Source organism: Pseudomonas sp. 3-2, assembly GCF_019710535.1.
Lineage (GTDB): Bacteria > Pseudomonadota > Gammaproteobacteria > Pseudomonadales > Pseudomonadaceae > Aquipseudomonas > Aquipseudomonas pharyngis.
Genome location: NZ_CP081200.1, coordinates 4379532 through 4395991 on the forward strand (window position 1 = coordinate 4379532; position 16460 = coordinate 4395991).

Here is a 16460-nt window from a genome sequence, read left to right on the forward strand (position 1 = left end):
CATCTTTGGGCCCAGACCCTGCCTGATCGATTAATTCCGAGGAAAACATTGCTCGCCTGCCATTATTTTTTCGCCAAATTTGGTGTGTACTTTAGGAGAGAGACATGGAAACCAGCACGACCCTCCCAAGAAAATACTTTGTTGTCGTGACTAACAGCTCAGCGTCGCAACGCGAACTCGAGAGCATTCTCTCCAGTGAGCGTTTCAATTCGTTTGGCACGTCTCAGGCACAAATGTTTATTGAAGGTGTTGCTTCGCCCTCTTCCACTCCGATGCTGATGGAGTTCACTTACCCACGCGGCACAAGGAAGCATGTCGCACGTAGCATCGAACATGATACCCAGCGCATATTGGCCACCCTCGAATCGGAATGGCTGGCAGCACAATCGGCGCATTCATTCCACAATTCCACGGCCATGTCCGAAAACCCCGCTGATACTTCCCGAACGATCGAATCCGACGCGCCCTGCACCGAAGCCTGGCATCTGGACAATGATCAGGGTGCATTGACGAAAGAAGGCGTCGAGATCAGTCTCACCGGGCTTGAAACCGCACTGGTCCGCAAGATGCTGCACCATGAAGATCGCGTTGTCAGTCGCGACGATCTGATCCTCAGCATCGGCCGCGAGCCGGAGCAATACCGGGGACTGGAAATGTGCCTGAGCCGTCTTCAAGACAAATTCAAGAACGCCAGCAACGGTGAACGATTGTTTCGTGCCGTGCGCAATCGCGGTTATTGCCTGATCCAGGAAGTTGTTGCCTAAAAAACATCCCCCACTACAAGACAAACAGATACAAGTGCGATTACAAAAATAAAAAAGCACTCTGTTTGGTTTCACCCCTCCCTGGTTATACCCGCCTCCTGACCCCACCTACGATAGCAAACACAATATTGATTATTCACCCCCTGCCTTTCGACCTTTTCTAACGTTTGAATATTGGAAATTTAAATAAGTTGGCACTGTGCCATCTTGTTAGAACTCGTCAGACAGCATCCCCGGCAATAACTTAGTCTATTGACTGACGACAGTTCCGCATTCCGGCGTTGTTACCTCAGGACACTGGCTCAAACAACAATAACAAGTCTGCTTAACAACTCGGTTTTCTACTGTCGAAACCTGAATGGACGTCTTTTGGGGATATCGTATGGATCTTTCTCTTCGTATCAATCGAAACACCGGCCTCAAGGGACTGACCTTTTGGGGCCAATGGGCGCTGGCACAGAGTTTCATTGTTTCCCTGTTGTTCATACTGGCCGAACAGCACACGGGCACCGTCGAGTTCTACTATCGGATGTGCACGATCCTGGCCGTACTGGCCTCGGTGCCGGCTTATACCTTCAGCGGCGCGTATCGAAAGCGAGACAATTACCTGACCGGGCTGGGTCGACTGTTCATGGGCTGGTTCATGACCATGGCCGGGCTGGCGTTCATCGCCTTCATCTGCAAGGCCGATGCGCTGTTCTCCCGCCAGGTTATCCTTGAGTGGGCGGTGTACGGTTTCCTCGGTCAGGCGCTGCTGTACGCACCGCTGCATGCGTTCTCGAAGTTCTACCAGCGTTCGCGCAAAAGCGAACACAAGACCCTGATCGTCGGCACCGGCGAACTGGCTCTGGGCCTGGCAAAGAAGTTGAGCCAGCATGAAAACCTGCCGCTGGTTGGTCTGGTCAGCAACGGCGATACCCCGTCGCTGGAAGTGGACGCCCCGCGCGTTGTCGGCGCTCAGGACGAACTGCTCGAGCTGATACAGAACCACGACATCCGCCGCCTGTACATCACCCTGCCGCTGTCGGAAGCCGCCAAGATCGAGGCGATGTATGTGGACTTGCTGGATGCCAACGTTGACGTGGTCTGGGTGCCGGATCTGAACAGCCTGACGCTGCTCAACCACTCGGTAAAAGTCGTGGACGGCCTGCCGGCGATCTACCTCAACGAAAGCCCGCTGACCAGCCGCCCGACCGCTGCGCTGAGCAAGAGCCTGGTGGAGAAAGCCGTCGCCCTGCTGGCCATCATCCTGTTGAGCCCGGTGCTGCTGGCCGTGGCCCTGGCGGTGAAACTCAACTCGCCGGGCCCGGTGTTTTTCAAGCAGGATCGCCATGGCTGGAACGGCAAGGTGATCAAGGTCTGGAAATTCCGCTCGATGCGCGTTCACGATGACCGTGACGTCAAGCAGGCCAGCCGCAACGATTCGCGCATTACCGCGGTCGGTCGCTTCATCCGTCGCACTTCGCTGGATGAGCTGCCGCAACTGTTCAACGTGCTGCAAGGGCACATGGCACTGGTCGGTCCACGTCCGCACGCCGTGGCGCACAACAACTACTACTCGGGCAAGATCCTCGCCTATATGGCCCGCCACCGAATCAAACCGGGTATCACTGGCCTGGCGCAGATCAGCGGTTGCCGGGGTGAGACAGACACCCTCGACAAGATGGAAAAGCGTGTCGAGATCGACCTGAAGTACATCAACAACTGGTCGCTGTGGCTGGATCTGAAAATTCTGGTGAAGACGCCGTTTACGCTGTTGTCGAAGGATATTTACTGAGACGCAGGGCTTGAGAAGGCAAAACCGCAAGGGGACGAAAGTCCCCTTTTTTGTGGGCGGGATTTGGGGGTTGGTCGGGGCTCTGAAACCCAAGAGTGACAGATCCTCTGATGTCGCCTGAACAGACGCTTTCGCGGGCAAGCCCGCTCCCACAGGGATTAGGGGAATGCTGAAGATTGCGACCTCACCCGATAACCTGTGGGAGCGGGCTTGGTCCGGGCGGCGATCCGACGAAGGCGCCGGATCATTCAACACCAGATTTGAACCTGCCAACCACCCGCAACACACCAGCTCCCACAGCAATCATGGCTGGATCAAGATCCCCCTTCACCACAAACAAAAACGGGAGCCATCAGGCTCCCGCTTTTTCTTCCCGCTCTTCCGAACCTACTCGGTAATCTTCCCGAAGTTGCGGTAGAACATGTCCCCTTCACGGCTGTCGGTCATCGAATGCAGCTGGAAGCTGCGGTTGAGCCGCGCGCCGCCGTCACGGGTCAGCGGTGCCCACACCAGGTTGGCGCGGCGCATGGTCGACATGCTCATCATTTCGTCGAACGGGATCGACAGGTACAGCCCCTTGTCGAAACTACCCTCGCCATACTCGGCGCTGCCGGCGGTGGTGATGGTCGCCCAGGCGCCAAAGCGCACGCCGTTGAAGAACTCGCGGGAGATGTCCACCGTGCCGCCAAAGTCGCCCGCCAGGTAACGCCCGACGCTGACTGCGGCCAGCGTGTCGAATGGCAGGTCGGTGTAGCCGGTGATGTGGCCAGTCCAGACCGAGTAATCCTGCAGGCCGAAACCCTGGTCGAACTCACGCTGACGCACGTAGTTCAGGTCCGCACCGATCGACCAGCGCTTGCCGGTCGGACGAAACAGCACCTCGCCCCCGACCCCGGCGAACATCGATTCCAGATAACCGCCGTAGACCATGCCGTACAAATCCTTGTCCAGTTGCTCGGCGTGGCTGACCTGGAACAGCGGCATGGTGGTGTCCGACGTGGTCAGGTACTGACGCAAGTCGGTGCGCACGCGCGGCAGGCCGCTGGGGGCGTCGTAGGTGAATTTGTCGAAGTTGTTGATCAGGTTCTGACTGAGCAGACCGTTCCACCAGGTGTTGCGGTTGAAGCGGTACTCGGCGTCCAGATCCGCCGTGAACTGATAGAGCAAACCATCGGGGCCGCCGACGTTCTGTTTGAAGCCCAGGCCGACGCCGTAATTGAAGTGCTGCGGCGCTTCGGTGTAGAGGGTTTTCTCGTTGCGCGGCATCGCCGGGTTGATCTCGGTGGTGCGGTGCAGCGATTCCAGCGGTTCTTCGTTGTTGATCACTTCGCGGAAGGTCTGCCGGGGCACGCTGGTTTCTTCCAGCGGCAGGTCGTAGCGTTTGTTGACCACGGTGAACCAGTCGATGTCGTCGTTGACGCTGTTGTCGAGAATCCGGCTCGCGCGGCCGACAGCCTTGGGCGAATGGAAATAACGCTGCTGCTCGCCGTACACGATCAGTTCGGAATCGCGCTGAGTGATGCGCTCGACCTTGTAGCCGGCGTTCTGCTGCAAGCGCCGGGATACGTCGGCCCAGTTGACCTCTTCCATGGTCGCGGTCGGCGCCTTCGCCGGCAGCGGTTCGGCCGGTGGGTCGAAGGTCTTGGCCGGGGCCTTGCGGCTGACGAAATTGGTGTGGAACGTGATGCCGAACATCGCCGTGTTGCCGCGCTCCCAGGCCGCACTCACATCGACGGAATCGGTCACCTTGAACACCGCGCCAAGGTTGATCGGCGAGTCCTGCTTGATGATGTTGTCCTTGGGCTCGTGCTTGTAGTCGTTGCCTTCGTATTCGAGTTTCAGGCTGAGGCGGTCCCAGGGCGTCTGGTAACTCACGCCGCCGAAAAACGATGGCTTGCCGCGAAAGTACGAGCCGGCGTTGACGTCACCGGTGCCTTCCAGATCCGGGCGGGTGTTGAAGCGGTCACTGATCGAACCCAACGGGTTGTCGACATCGCCGCGATTACCGATGTAACCCCAGGCGATGCCGGCGCTGAAATCGAAATTGTCGTAGCGCTTGTTGGCCACGAAGAATTCACTGGCAAACAAACCGGTACCGCCGATGTCTCGAAAGCCCAGCGCCACTTCCGGCGCCCAGTGGCTTTCCTGCCACAGCCGGACCTTGGCGTCGACCGCCTTGTCCTTATAGCTCTGGCTGCCGCTCAGCGCTTCGGAACCGTACGGACGGTTGGTGATGGCGGTGTAGCGAAACGAACCTTCCAGCCAGTCGAGCGGCTGCAACGAAACGCTGTATCGGCTGTACGGTTCGGTGCGGTTGGCGTTGACGCTCAACTCACCGGCGGGCGACATGCGCGCGGTCGGGGTCTGCAACAGACCGACGCCGCCGAAGTCATTCTGGGTAATCCGTGGCTCGGCATGCACCAGGCCACATGGCAATAACAACACAGCTGCAAAACGCAAATTCAACGAACCACCTCAGCCAACTGCGTGGCAATCAATTCGGCCAACTGCTGATTCAGTTCAGGGACAGGCGGATCCAGATCATCGTTTTTCACCGGCACCAGAATCTTGCTGCCGGCCACGGGCATCTGCCCGCTCTCGCGGTTCCAGTGGGCGATGCCGACCCGCCGCGATTCGCCGTTGGGCTGGATCAGCCACAGATAATCGGCATCGGCGTCCGCCGTCAGCAACGTGCAGCCCTGCAGATATTCGCGGGCCTCCTGCAACGGCTGATAAGGCAGGCGGCACGGCTCGGCGACCGCGCCCAGCACTTCGACTTCGTCGACCCGTTTCGGGTAGATCAGTTGATCGCCATCGTCGAGACGGATGTTGCGGGCGAAACCGACTTCCACCGCCACCGGATCGAGATCGGCGATCTGCCGCCCGGTCACCGGCATCTGCCGGACCTGCTCGGCCAGTCGTTGTGCCAGCGCCGCACGACTCGGCTTGTCGAACAGCATCGCCATGCGTTGCAGCACATCCAGATCGAACAGCACGCCGACCTTCAGCCGCGTCTGTTCCTCCAGCAACGATTGACGCAACAGCACACCCGCCAGCCAGTAGCCTTCGGCATTCGGCACGGCCTCGCCGATCACATCGCGCAAACGTCCGCCCGCCGGCAATTCGATCGGGCCCGGGTTGGCGACATCACCGCTGACGATGACCGCGGCCTCGCTGGCACCGGCAAGCAACATCAGGCACGCCGAGAGCGCTCTTAGCCGCTTCACGGGACATGCCTGCGGTCAGGGGTCAGCTGCACGATCCTGACCCGCAACTGCGAGGTCAGTTGCTGTTCACTTTGCACAATGAAACCGTCCACCGGATCGACCCAGTAACGGTTGGTCGCGCGCAGGCCGATGGCCGGCGCGTCAATCTGCTCATCGACGCGCAGCACGGAGTATTCCTTGTCGAGAATGTCGAGGGTTTCCAGGGATTTTCGGGAGAAGCGGCTGTTGACGATGATCCCGACTTCCTGGCCCTTGTAGAGGTCGATCCAGCGGCGGCTGGTGTAGCCGTCGGTGATGCGATGCAGGCCCTGTTTGAACGGCGAGTCATCGGACAGGCGCGTGCCGTCCAGATCACCCTCCACGCCCAGGCCGACAGTGCGCATGGCCAGGCCGTCGCGCATCAGCAGCACCTGCTTGCCGGAGGCGACCCAGAACTGCAGGTCCTCGCGCTCGCGCACCAGCGCCAGCACCCCGGACCCGGACGGCGTGGTCAGTTTGAGCTGGGGATACTTGACCCCCGCGACCTGCTCCGCCGACACGTCCAGTTCATCCGGCCCGATGACGGCGGACTTGAGGTTGTTCAACGAAGCGCTCATCAGCGGATTGCAGCCACTGAGCAAAACGGCCGCCATCAGGCACACGCCCACTTTCAACGTTTTCACAGTCGGCGGCCTTATTTGCTGTTGTTACTGTATTCGCTCCAGTTCTTCGCAGCGGAAGCCCCGGTCCCGACAATCGATGCCGACGGCACCAACTGGCTGATCAGGCGGTTCCAGCGAGTCACGTTGGCAGGCCCGACGTAGACCACGTCCTGAGGCCGGACTTCGAAGTGCGAGGCGAGCGCCATGGCGGTCGGCGATTCGGCTTCCAGCTGATAGATTTTCGCCGGCTCCACGTCGAGGTTTTCCACCCCGCGAATCACATACACGGCGTTGCCGTTGGAGGTGGTCTGGCTCAAGCCGCCGACCGAGCCGAGCACGTCGGACAGGTTCATGGTGGCGGTCTTGAAGCTCAGCGCACGGGGTTGGTTGACCTCGCCCATCACGTAGATGCGCTTGTTGTCGTTGTACGGCAGATACAGCTGATCGCCTCCCTTGAGGTAGACGTTCTGCAATTCGGAATCCTGCTGATTGAGCGCATCGAGATTGAGCGGATAGACCCGCCCGTTGCGCGTCAGCATCAGCCCGGACAAGTCGGCATTGTTGGTATCGACACCAGCCGAACCGAGGGCCTCGACCACGCTCAGCGGGTTGGTCGAAATCGCCTGGGGGCCGGCCTTGGTGACGGCGCCCGAGACCACGACTTTCTGGCTGGCGAAACGCAGCACCGCGACATCCACTTGCGGCTCGGCAATGAACGCCGAGAGGCGTTGTTCGATGTCCGAACGCAGTTGCTGGATGGTTTTGCCGGCGGCCTGGACTTCCTTGATGTACGGGTAATACAACGTGCCGTCGGAACGCACCAGACGACCGTTGGCGTCGATCTGCTGTTGCGCACCCGAAGGGGCGGTCAGCTCGGGGTGATCCCAGACCGTGATGTACAGCACATCGTTGCTGCCGATGCGGTATTCGGCCGGGGTCGCCAACAACTCCGCCGGCACCGACTCACGTTTGTACGTGGCGCGGTTCATGGCGATGAGCTTGGGGGTGATCGGAATGAGCTCGACCCGGCTGCTTTCGCTGGCGCCCTGGCGCGTGATGCTACTGGTGCTCAGGTACTGGCCGGGGGAGAACATGCAACCTTGCAAAGCGATACTTGCCAACAATAAAAGAGAAAAACGACGGGTCATAATGGCACTACGCTATTCAAGGGCGAATCCAAAAACAAAGTCACCCGACTTTCGTCGGGCGACCCTGTACTGCACCAACAGATACTTCAGTTAGTTGTGCGTGCCGGTTGTACCCGTGGTACCGGTGGTACCCGTTGTACCGCCGTTGGCACTTCCACCACTGTTGGACGCCGCGACAGCACTGGCGACCATGGCAGTACTGGCAGCAGGCGCTGTAGAAGCCGCGACACTGCCAGATACATTGGTCACTGCTGTAAGCGGCGCTTCAGCTGCGGAGGCCCAGTTGCTCAACATCGTCAACAGGGCGATCGCCATCACTTTCTTCATATCAACTCCTTTCTAACATCGCACCTGAACATCGGGTGTTGGTTAGAGGTGGTAGAGTTCAAGTCGCAAAAAGCGCGAACAAGATCCGTTGTTCTTTCACAGTCTTACGCAACTGATAAAAGTCGAACGGCAGGTTTATATCTACGGACTTGCAAAAGGCATTGCCAGTCTAATTTCCCGACGATATCTAACAACCTGACTGAAACTAACATTGCACTAAAACGCCATCATCCCTGATAACCCCGGGGATGATTCGATTGCCAGCGCCAGGTGTCGGTGACCATGTCCTGCAAGTTGCGTGTGGCTTTCCAGCCGAGTTCCTTGGCGGCCTTGGAGGCGTCGGCCCAGCTCTCGGCAATATCCCCGGAACGCCGTGGCATTACCCGGTAAGGCACCGGCTGCCCGCAGGCCTGTTCGAAAGCCCGCAGCACCTGCAACACGCTGTAGCCGTCGCCGGTGCCGAGGTTCCAGGTATGAATGCCAGTGCGGTCGGCGATGGTTTGCAGGGCTTTCAAGTGCCCGTCCGCCAGATCGACGACGTGGATGTAATCACGCACGCCGGTGCCGTCAACCGTCGGGTAGTCGTCGCCGAAGATCGACAACTCCTTGAGGCTGCCGACCGCCACCTGGCTGATGTAAGGCACCAGATTGTTCGGAATGCCGTTGGGGTCTTCGCCCATCTGCCCGCTGTGATGCGCGCCGATCGGGTTGAAGTAGCGCAGCAGCGCAATGCTCCAGCGCGGTTCGGACTGGCACAGGTCGCGCAGCACGTTCTCGACGATCAGCTTGGACTGGCCGTAGGGATTGGTCGGAGTGCCGGTCGGGAAATCCTCGCGGATCGGCATCTGCGCCGGCTCGCCGTAGACCGTGGCGGACGAGCTGAACACCAGCCGGAACACCCCCGCCGCTGCCATTGCCTGGCACAGCGTGATGCTGCCGCTGACATTGGTTTCGTAGTATTCGAGCGGCTTGCGCACGCTCTCGCCGGCAGCCTTGAGCCCGGCGAAATGCAGTACGGCGTCGATAGCGTGCTGCTGGAAAATCCGGTCCAGCAAGGCCCGGTCACAAACATCCCCGCGAATCATCAGCGCACTTTTGCCGCAAATGGCTTCCACCGCGTGCAAGGCGGCGTCGCTGCTGTTGCAAAGATTATCCAGAACTACAACTTCATAACCTGCTTCAAGTAGTGCAAGTGTGGTGTGCGAGCCGATATAGCCGGCGCCCCCCGTTACCAGAATCTTCATAGCGCGGTCCATAAGTGGGAAAAGTGCCAACTCGCGTGTCAAGCGCTGCTTGTTTAATGTGTGTCTTGATTCACACAAACAGCGCGACAACAACCAGAAACAAAAACAGTTCAATCACTGGCTATAAATATTTTTACAAGCCAAACTGTATTACCTGGTACTTATTAGCACTCCCGCGCATTCATCACTATCAACGGATGCCGACTAAAAATAACCAATAACTGTCAAACCGACATCTCATAACATTGTCGTGTTTTACACTCATTGCTATTTGCCACTCATCTCCCGAGTCAGGTATTAAAGTACAGCTTCAATAACTTGCAACCTTCGTTATTGCAATAAACGATGGCAGTGCGCCATGAATGACCAGGAAACTTTTATGATCCGTAAATGTTTGTTCCCCGCTGCCGGTTATGGCACGCGTTTCTTGCCGGCCACCAAAGCCATGCCCAAGGAAATGCTGCCGATCGTCAACAAGCCGTTGATCGAATACGCCGTAGAAGAAGCACGGGACGCCGGCCTGCAACACATGGCAATCGTCACCGGCCGGGGCAAGCGCGCACTGGAAGACCACTTCGACATCAGCTACGAACTCGAACACCAGATTCGTGGCACCGAGAAAGAGAAGTTCCTGGCCGGCACTCGCGAGCTGATCGACACCTGCACGTTCTCCTACACCCGTCAGGTGGAAATGAAAGGCCTGGGCCACGCGATTCTCAGCGGCCGCCCGTTGATCGGCGACGAGCCCTTTGCTGTGGTTCTCGCGGACGACCTGTGCCTGAACCTCGAAGGCGACGGCGTGCTCACGCAGATGATCGAGCTGTACAAGAAATTCCGCTGCTCGATCGTCGCCATCCAGGAAGTCCCGCGCGACCAGACCCACAAGTACGGCGTGATCGCCGGCGAGGCGATTTCCGACGGCATCTACCGGGTCAACCACATGGTGGAAAAACCGGCCCCGCAAGACGCACCGTCGAACCTGGCGATCATCGGCCGCTACATCCTCACGCCCGACATCTTCGACCTGATCGCCGACACCGAGCCGGGCAAGGGCGGCGAAATCCAGATCACCGACGCCCTGATGAAACAGGCACAGAACGGTTGCGTGCTGGCCTACAAATTCAAAGGCTTGCGCTTCGACTGCGGCGACGCCGAGGGTTACCTGCAGGCGACCAACTTCTGCTACGACAACGTCTACCTGAAGGGCCGCTGAGCGGCCCCCACTGATTCATCGCAGCACGCACATCCAACGAGGCAACCATGAACATTGCACAACATTCCGCAGAGATTGAACGTGAGGTGGACAACCTCGGGGTGATGAGCTGGTTATCCCGCCATCAGCCATTGCCCAGCGCCAATGGCCCGTGGCTGGGCACCCTGCTGCTGGTAGACCGCATCGGCGTGTTTCCCTCGTCCGGGGACATACGCCGAGCGATGCGCGATCCCTATCCCCTGCTCGCCCACCTGAAACGGATCTACGGCGAACAGGCGCTGGAGGTCGATGACCGCGACGGCCTGAAGATGATCTTCAGCGACTGGCGTTTTCGCGTGCGGATCTACTGCAACGACCCGGCGATCATCGTCAACGTGGAAACCCGTTGCGTGACGCAGTTGATGCCGCAGAAAACCGCAGAGCTGCTGAGCCATCTGGATCTGTTCGACAACTGACGGCTACTTCAAAGTCTCGCCACAGTTGTCCTGTGGCGAGACTTTTTGCTGTCCGCCCACGACCCAACGATAGAAGTAATCGGCAATCACCCGCCCGCCCGTGGCCGGCACCGGATGAATCTTGTCCGGTCCGATCATGGCCGCCGCGTAGCGTTTGACGTCGGTGCCGAACGCGCATTGCAGGTTGGCATAACCCAGACGCTGCTCACGGGCCCAGGGCTCGATGACCTGCGCATAAGCCGACATCGGATACGCACTGGAGCGGGTGGTGTCCTGACGCAGGATCAGGTTGATGCTCGCCGCCGGTTGAATCTCGCGGAGCATGCCGACCAGCCCCTGAACATTGTGCAGATATTGCTCGGGCTTCACGCCAAAACCCTGATCGTTGCCACCGAGCATGATCAGGTAAATGTCTGCGGGGATCTTCGAAACCACGGCTTTCCACTGCGCCTGCCAGCGGGCATCGTCGTGGTAGAAATCAGCGGACGCCGCGCCGGACGCCGCCAGTTTCGAGACCCGAACCCCGTTTTGATCGTTGCTCAGCCACAGACCGAACAGGGTCGGCGCGCCTTTCACCACTTCCAGCCTGAAGGCCCAATCGGTCGCGGCCGACGTACCGGGCAGCGGAACTTCCTGTACGCCCTCGCCCGCGAGTTTCAACGGCTGCCAGTCGGCGGAGGGTGACCAGCGATAACGCAACTCACTGGACTCACCGTTGCCGAGGTAAAGCAGTTTCGCCTGAGTGACCGCGGTGTTGATGGCGGGCGTCGGACTGGCCTCAACTTGCAGCCAGGCGCCGGGGCGCCCGGTCACCGTGCGACTGTCGGGGCTGGCCTGACCGAGAGCGGAGACCTGCCAGTCGCCGCCGAAGTATTTTTCGCTGCTGCGGGTGTACTTGAAATGCGTGCCGCCCAGCGCTGCGCCGTGATTGAACCCGACATAACCCGGCCCGGCGAACCCGACCTCCCCGGCCACGCGCTGCACCAGTTTGTTCAGGTAGAAATCCTGCCCGGCGCTGTAGCTGTCGCCGATCACCGAGATCGACAACACCTTGCCGGCCTTGCCTTCACGCCACTGGCCAAACCGCTCGCGAGCGTCGCCGACCTGCACAACCGACGCCGCCACCGGCGGCACATCATCAACAGCCAGCATGAATCGCTTCCTTCATCGAATCTGCGCCACCGGGGCAATGGTCGCCGCCGGCTTCTTTTTCATCGCCGCACGTTCGCCGAGAAACAGCACGGAAGTGAAGTTGAACCGACTGAAAATCATCGACAACACCACAGGCCCGAGCAAGCCACACGTCAAACCGCAGAACACCAGCACGCTTTCGTCCTTCACACCCAGGCGGCCGAGGATCGAACGCGACGTAGCGGCGAACAATACGTGAAAGAGGAAAATCGCGTAGGAGTAACCGCCAAGCCAGGTCAGCGTCTTCGAGCGCATGTCACTCGACAGTAACGCGATGCAGGATACGCAGCCCACCGTCAGGCCGATCAGGCTGCGGCGGTCGACAATCAGCTCGCGATCCACCGCCGCCACGTACAGCAGCGTCAGCGAGATCAGCACAAACACCAGCGGGCCGATCACCTTGAACGTCTGCTTAAGCTCGCTGACTTTCTCCTGGCCGATCATGCCCGCCACGAAGAACGGCAGCAGATAAATCGCCCCGTTGATGCCGAACGCGTCCACGGGAAACGGCGGCAACAGGAACACCGCCGCCGCGAAGGCGAACAACAGGTACAGGCGCGTCGGTGTACGCAACAAACCGCGCCACTCCAGCAGGCCGACGAACATGAAGATGATGAACACCGCCTGCAGAAACCAGAAGTGGTTGATCGGCACGTAGAACGACAACAGCGCATCCATCACGCTGACGTCCTTGTTCACGCCCGGCCCCACCGCCTGCAATACCGAGAACGGCACGCCCACGCAAAACAGCGGCACGATCAGCCGCCGCACCTTGCCGCTGAAGAACGCGGAAAAATCATTGCCGCGAATCTTGTAGAGGGAATAGATGTAGCCGGAGATGAAGGTGAACAGCGGCATGCGCACGTACACCATCGAATCGGCGATCACCCGGAACGGCGAGCCGAGGTCGATTTTCAAACCACCGCCCAACGGCCCGATCACGTGATAGAGCACCAGCAACAGGCACGCCAGGCCACGCAGGGTTTCGATCTCCAGGGACTTTTTCTTGCTCGACATAAAGCACCCGCCTCAATTCAGAATTCTTGATTCAACCTTCACCGGTTTGTTCGCCCGCAACATCAACCCCAGGCCCACGAACAGCACCGGTACCACCATCGAAAAGTGCCGGGCGAACGAACCGAAGTCCGGCTCGAACAAGCCTTGAACCAGCAGAAACGCCAGCGGAATCGCGATCAGTTCCTTGGGTTTGGTCTGGATCGGTGCGCCCTTGTAATCGGTCGAGGTGATGACTTTGAACAGCAGCAGCGCGGTCATGATCATCAACGCGACGAAGATCACCTGACCCGGCCCGGACAGCAGAATCAGCTCTACGGGGAACGACAAGCGGAAGAAAATGATCATCGAGTCCAGGGCCTGCGAGACGAAGTCGCTGCCGCTGAGCCACGAGACGATCAGCGATTTGGACCCCTCCTCGCCCGCCGTGCGCAGTTCGTTGTTGCTGGCACGAATCGACGACACCGGAAAGCCCAGCGCCAATTGGATCGCCATTGCAACTGCGAGATAGAACAGGAACAGCATCAGGAAGAAGGTGGTGCGCGAGACGTATTTCTTCATCACGCAGACGCCGACCCAGGATAGCGAAAACAAAATCCAGTAGGGCCGGATCAGCACGCCGTAGATCACCGCCGAGAGGAAAAAACCGCCGCGATATTTGCGCGTCAGCGAGCTGAACAGAATGCTCAGCACCGCCACCGACACGATGATTTCCTTGGTCAGGTTTTCCAGGAAAAACGAACGCACGATGCCCCACAGGCACAGGGTGCCGAAGATGGTCAGCGGCATGCGCCGGAACACCACCACAGGAATGGCCGTGAGGAAAAAGTTGCAGAACATCCCGTAGGCCCAGGCGTTGGTCAGGTTGATCCCGGTGGGCCGCAGCAGGAATGCCGAACACTCGTAGGACGAGCGATCCGGCGAGAACGGGTTCCAGAAATTACAATTGTCGGCCCGGGCATAGGACGACCACAGGGTCATCGCGTCCGGGCCCGGATCGCGCGGCACCAGCAGCGGCATCGCCACCGACAGAAACAGCCCGGTGAACAGGATCAGGAACGACAGCGAGGAATCGAGACGGCGACCACGAAACTCGATGCACGGCAGTTTCAGGCCCATGACACGACAGCCTTTTTCGCCCGCGTGGCACGGGTCAGCAGCGCGATCACGGCGAGCTGCACGGTGATCCCGAAGACACTGCCCCAAGCCGCTCCGTAAATCGAATAATGCTTGATCAACACGTAACTGACCGGCACCGACACCAGCAGGCAAATGGCCGCACTGGCAAGGGACACCCGACTGTTTTTCGACGCGATCAAGCCGCCCCAGACGATGTCGCCAATGGCGCGCAGAGCGAAGGAAAAGATCAGCACACCGAGGACTCCATTGTCCGGGCGTGGCACCGATGTCGCGACGTAATCGAGAACGATGTTGAAGAACAGATAAATCCCTGCCGCCACTGAGGCTGACACGAGCAGCGAACGCATGACCCATTTGTTGATAAACAAGTGTCTGACCGTGAACGCTTGCTGATCACCCTGAAAACGCTTGGCGAGCACCGGGATACCGACCACTGCCACCACCGCGTAGGACAACGCCTGCAACGTATTGGCCGCCGACCAGGCGTACACATACTTACCGAGACTGGCGTAAGGTTCGAGGTCGACGATCAGAAAGCGCTCGACACATTGACTGAGCGCAACCAGACCCGTGCCCAGGTAAAACGGCAAACCTGCCTTCCACACGGTCGACGTCGCCAGTTCCCCTTCCTCACGCCCGCGGTGAGCGCTCACCACTATGAGGTAACCGGCTACGATCACCGACACGTTGGCGATGACCCACAGCCACAGTACGCTGGCAATGCCCGAGACCCAGCCGAGCATCATTCCACCTACGGCCAACAGTGCCCAGAGGCCGCTTTTGATGAAAAACAGCAAGGCACCCGGTGTAGCTTTCTGCGCGGAAAACACGAACGAGTTGACCTCGAACGACAGGTGTTCGGTGAGCAGTACCAGCGTCACGCAGGCGATCAGCGCGGTGGTCGCCTCCACCGACTGGAACAGTGAATAAATCACCACCGTCAGCACCGACAACGCCAGGCCCACGGCCAGGTACAGCAGCAGCACCTTGTCCACGACCCGGCGCGAACTGCCGCCCACGCTGATCAGCCGGTTGATCTCGGAACTGAAACCGACGCTGTAGAACTTCGATGCGATCAACGACGCCGCGACCACCACGCCGTAAAAACCCAGCGCCTCGTAACCGAGGTAATGGGTGATGGCGAGCACCAGCAGGAACTTCGCGCCCAGTGCCCCGCCGCGCAGCAACAGCCGGAATATCATCGAATGACGCCCTTGATGATGTCGTCCATGGCCACGGTTTTCGCCTCGATCTCGCGGCAGGTGTCAGTCAGGCGTTTGCCGAAATTCGACAGGGCGTCCGGTGCGTAAACCGTGTCGATGATGGTGTCGACATTGATGTCGCCGCCGTTGATGACCCAGTCTTCGACGCCCATGTCCTGATAGGCGCCGAAGCCTTTGCGCTCGTAGCTGATGTGATACGCCGGGACACCCGAGAGCAGCGATTCGATCGCGCCGTGCAGGCGTACGGAAATCACCAGGTCCGGTTGGTATTTGGCCAGTGTCGCCTTCAACGGCAACAGGTCCTCGGTGATGCCCAGTTCGCGATAGAACGCGCCGTCATCGTTACCACGCACGGCGCTCTGCACCGCACAGACCACTTTGCTTTTGTTCTTCAAGCGCTGCAGCAGCACTTTCAGGTTGGCCACGTAGGCCAGCTTCTTTTCCTTGCTCCACGCCGGCGGTTTACGCAGCACCACGCACACCGTGGCCGGGGTCGAGGCGCAGCGGGTGAACTTGGGTTGCTGGAGGATCTTGCCGGCCAGGGCCTGCACTGCGAGGTCCGGTGCGCGGTAGACATTTTCACAGGCATCGAACAATGCCGAGGAGCGGTTATCGCGTACGAACACCGCGTCGGCGCTGGCGTAGTGGCCGACGATCTTGTCGCTGTCGCCGTGGAACGGCCCGATGCTTTGCGGCAGGTACACCGACGGCACCTTGCTGAGGATCGCGGTTTCCAGTTGCTTGGCGTGGCCGAGTTTCAGCTTGATGTGCTCGAAGGCGCTCTTCGAACGCATGTAGCCGCCGCCGACGCCGACGATCAGATCGGTTTTCTTCAACAGATCCGCCAGCCCCGCGTAGGACTGATTGAGGAACACCGCCTGCTTGACCCGGCCCAGGCCCTTGGCCGCCATGACTGGCGCATCGAAGCGCGGGTGCGGCAGGTACTTGAAAGAGTCCGGGTCGGAAGCCACCACACTGATCGCGGTGTCTTCGCCAAAGTTGCGCTGCACCAGCGCAATGGCCAGATCGACCAGCAGACCATCACCGGAATTGGAGGCACTGTAGCCATGCAAAATCGTTACGTTCATGAGCGGAG

General features: G+C 59.4%; 15 protein-coding genes. 4 read left to right on the top strand and 11 right to left on the bottom strand.

Features of this window, described 5'->3' with window-relative positions:
- Positions 1–104: 104 nt before the first annotated feature.
- Together K3819_RS19770 and K3819_RS19775 are read left to right on the top strand one after the other, a co-directional pair.
- Positions 105–764, top strand: a complete 660-nt coding sequence (locus K3819_RS19770) for a helix-turn-helix domain-containing protein (RefSeq protein ID WP_085613143.1) — start codon at positions 105–107, stop codon at positions 762–764.
- Positions 765–1146: 382 nt separating this feature from the next.
- Positions 1147–2541 (top strand): undecaprenyl-phosphate glucose phosphotransferase, encoded by a 1395-nt coding sequence (locus tag K3819_RS19775; protein WP_221397801.1) that lies wholly within the window; start codon positions 1147–1149, stop codon positions 2539–2541.
- Between the two features lie 387 nt (positions 2542–2928).
- Here the strand turns inward: K3819_RS19775 and K3819_RS19780 are convergent, their stop codons facing one another.
- From K3819_RS19780 to galE, 6 genes are all read right to left on the bottom strand, one after another.
- Complete coding sequence (locus K3819_RS19780) at positions 2929–5007, bottom strand: YjbH domain-containing protein (RefSeq protein WP_221397802.1); 2079 nt, start codon at positions 5005–5007, stop codon at positions 2929–2931.
- Positions 5004–5768: a capsule biosynthesis GfcC family protein gene (locus tag K3819_RS19785; protein WP_371855520.1), complete on the bottom strand. Its 765-nt coding sequence runs from the start codon at positions 5766–5768 to the stop codon at positions 5004–5006. The genes K3819_RS19780 and K3819_RS19785 overlap by 4 nt, the downstream gene beginning before the upstream one ends.
- Complete coding sequence (locus K3819_RS19790) at positions 5765–6430, bottom strand: YjbF family lipoprotein (RefSeq protein ID WP_080770671.1); 666 nt, start codon at positions 6428–6430, stop codon at positions 5765–5767. The genes K3819_RS19785 and K3819_RS19790 overlap by 4 nt, the downstream gene beginning before the upstream one ends.
- 11 nt (positions 6431–6441) lie before the next feature.
- Entirely contained in the window at positions 6442–7557 is a 1116-nt protein-coding gene (locus tag K3819_RS19795; RefSeq protein ID WP_172829496.1) for a polysaccharide biosynthesis/export family protein, read from the bottom strand.
- Between the two features lie 90 nt (positions 7558–7647).
- Entirely contained in the window at positions 7648–7884 is a 237-nt protein-coding gene (locus K3819_RS19800; RefSeq protein ID WP_003226528.1) for a hypothetical protein, read from the bottom strand.
- 227 nt (positions 7885–8111) lie between these two features.
- Positions 8112–9128 (bottom strand): UDP-glucose 4-epimerase GalE, encoded by a 1017-nt coding sequence (gene galE, locus K3819_RS19805; protein WP_221397803.1) that lies wholly within the window; start codon positions 9126–9128, stop codon positions 8112–8114.
- Positions 9129–9507: 379 nt separating this feature from the next.
- Here galE and galU point away from each other — a divergent pair, with 379 nt between their 5' ends.
- Together galU and K3819_RS19815 are read left to right on the top strand one after the other, a co-directional pair.
- Positions 9508–10341, top strand: coding sequence for a UTP--glucose-1-phosphate uridylyltransferase GalU (gene galU, locus K3819_RS19810; RefSeq protein ID WP_134827553.1), 834 nt, complete (start codon positions 9508–9510; stop codon positions 10339–10341).
- A 47-nt stretch (positions 10342–10388) separates the two neighbouring features.
- On the top strand, positions 10389–10796 hold the full coding sequence (locus K3819_RS19815; RefSeq protein WP_221397804.1) for a mannose-1-phosphate guanylyltransferase: 408 nt from the start codon (positions 10389–10391) through the stop codon (positions 10794–10796).
- 3 nt (positions 10797–10799) lie between these two features.
- Here K3819_RS19815 and K3819_RS19820 read toward each other — a convergent pair whose 3' ends face one another.
- The 5 genes from K3819_RS19820 to K3819_RS19840 are packed head-to-tail and all read right to left on the bottom strand — an operon-like array spanning position 10800 to position 16452.
- The gene (locus K3819_RS19820) at positions 10800–11948 is read right to left on the bottom strand and encodes a GDSL-type esterase/lipase family protein (RefSeq protein WP_221397805.1); all 1149 of its coding nucleotides are present in this window, start codon (positions 11946–11948) and stop codon (positions 10800–10802) included.
- A 12-nt stretch (positions 11949–11960) separates the two neighbouring features.
- Complete coding sequence (locus tag K3819_RS19825) at positions 11961–13004, bottom strand: acyltransferase family protein (protein ID WP_221397806.1); 1044 nt, start codon at positions 13002–13004, stop codon at positions 11961–11963.
- Between the two features lie 12 nt (positions 13005–13016).
- The gene (locus tag K3819_RS19830) at positions 13017–14120 is read right to left on the bottom strand and encodes a hypothetical protein (RefSeq protein ID WP_011335164.1); all 1104 of its coding nucleotides are present in this window, start codon (positions 14118–14120) and stop codon (positions 13017–13019) included.
- Positions 14111–15343 (bottom strand): polysaccharide biosynthesis C-terminal domain-containing protein, encoded by a 1233-nt coding sequence (locus K3819_RS19835; RefSeq protein ID WP_221397807.1) that lies wholly within the window; start codon positions 15341–15343, stop codon positions 14111–14113. Before K3819_RS19835 ends, K3819_RS19830 begins: the two co-directional genes overlap by 10 nt.
- Positions 15340–16452, bottom strand: a complete 1113-nt coding sequence (locus tag K3819_RS19840) for a polysaccharide pyruvyl transferase family protein (protein ID WP_039772772.1) — start codon at positions 16450–16452, stop codon at positions 15340–15342. The genes K3819_RS19835 and K3819_RS19840 overlap by 4 nt, the downstream gene beginning before the upstream one ends.
- Between the last annotated feature and the right edge of the window lie 8 nt (positions 16453–16460).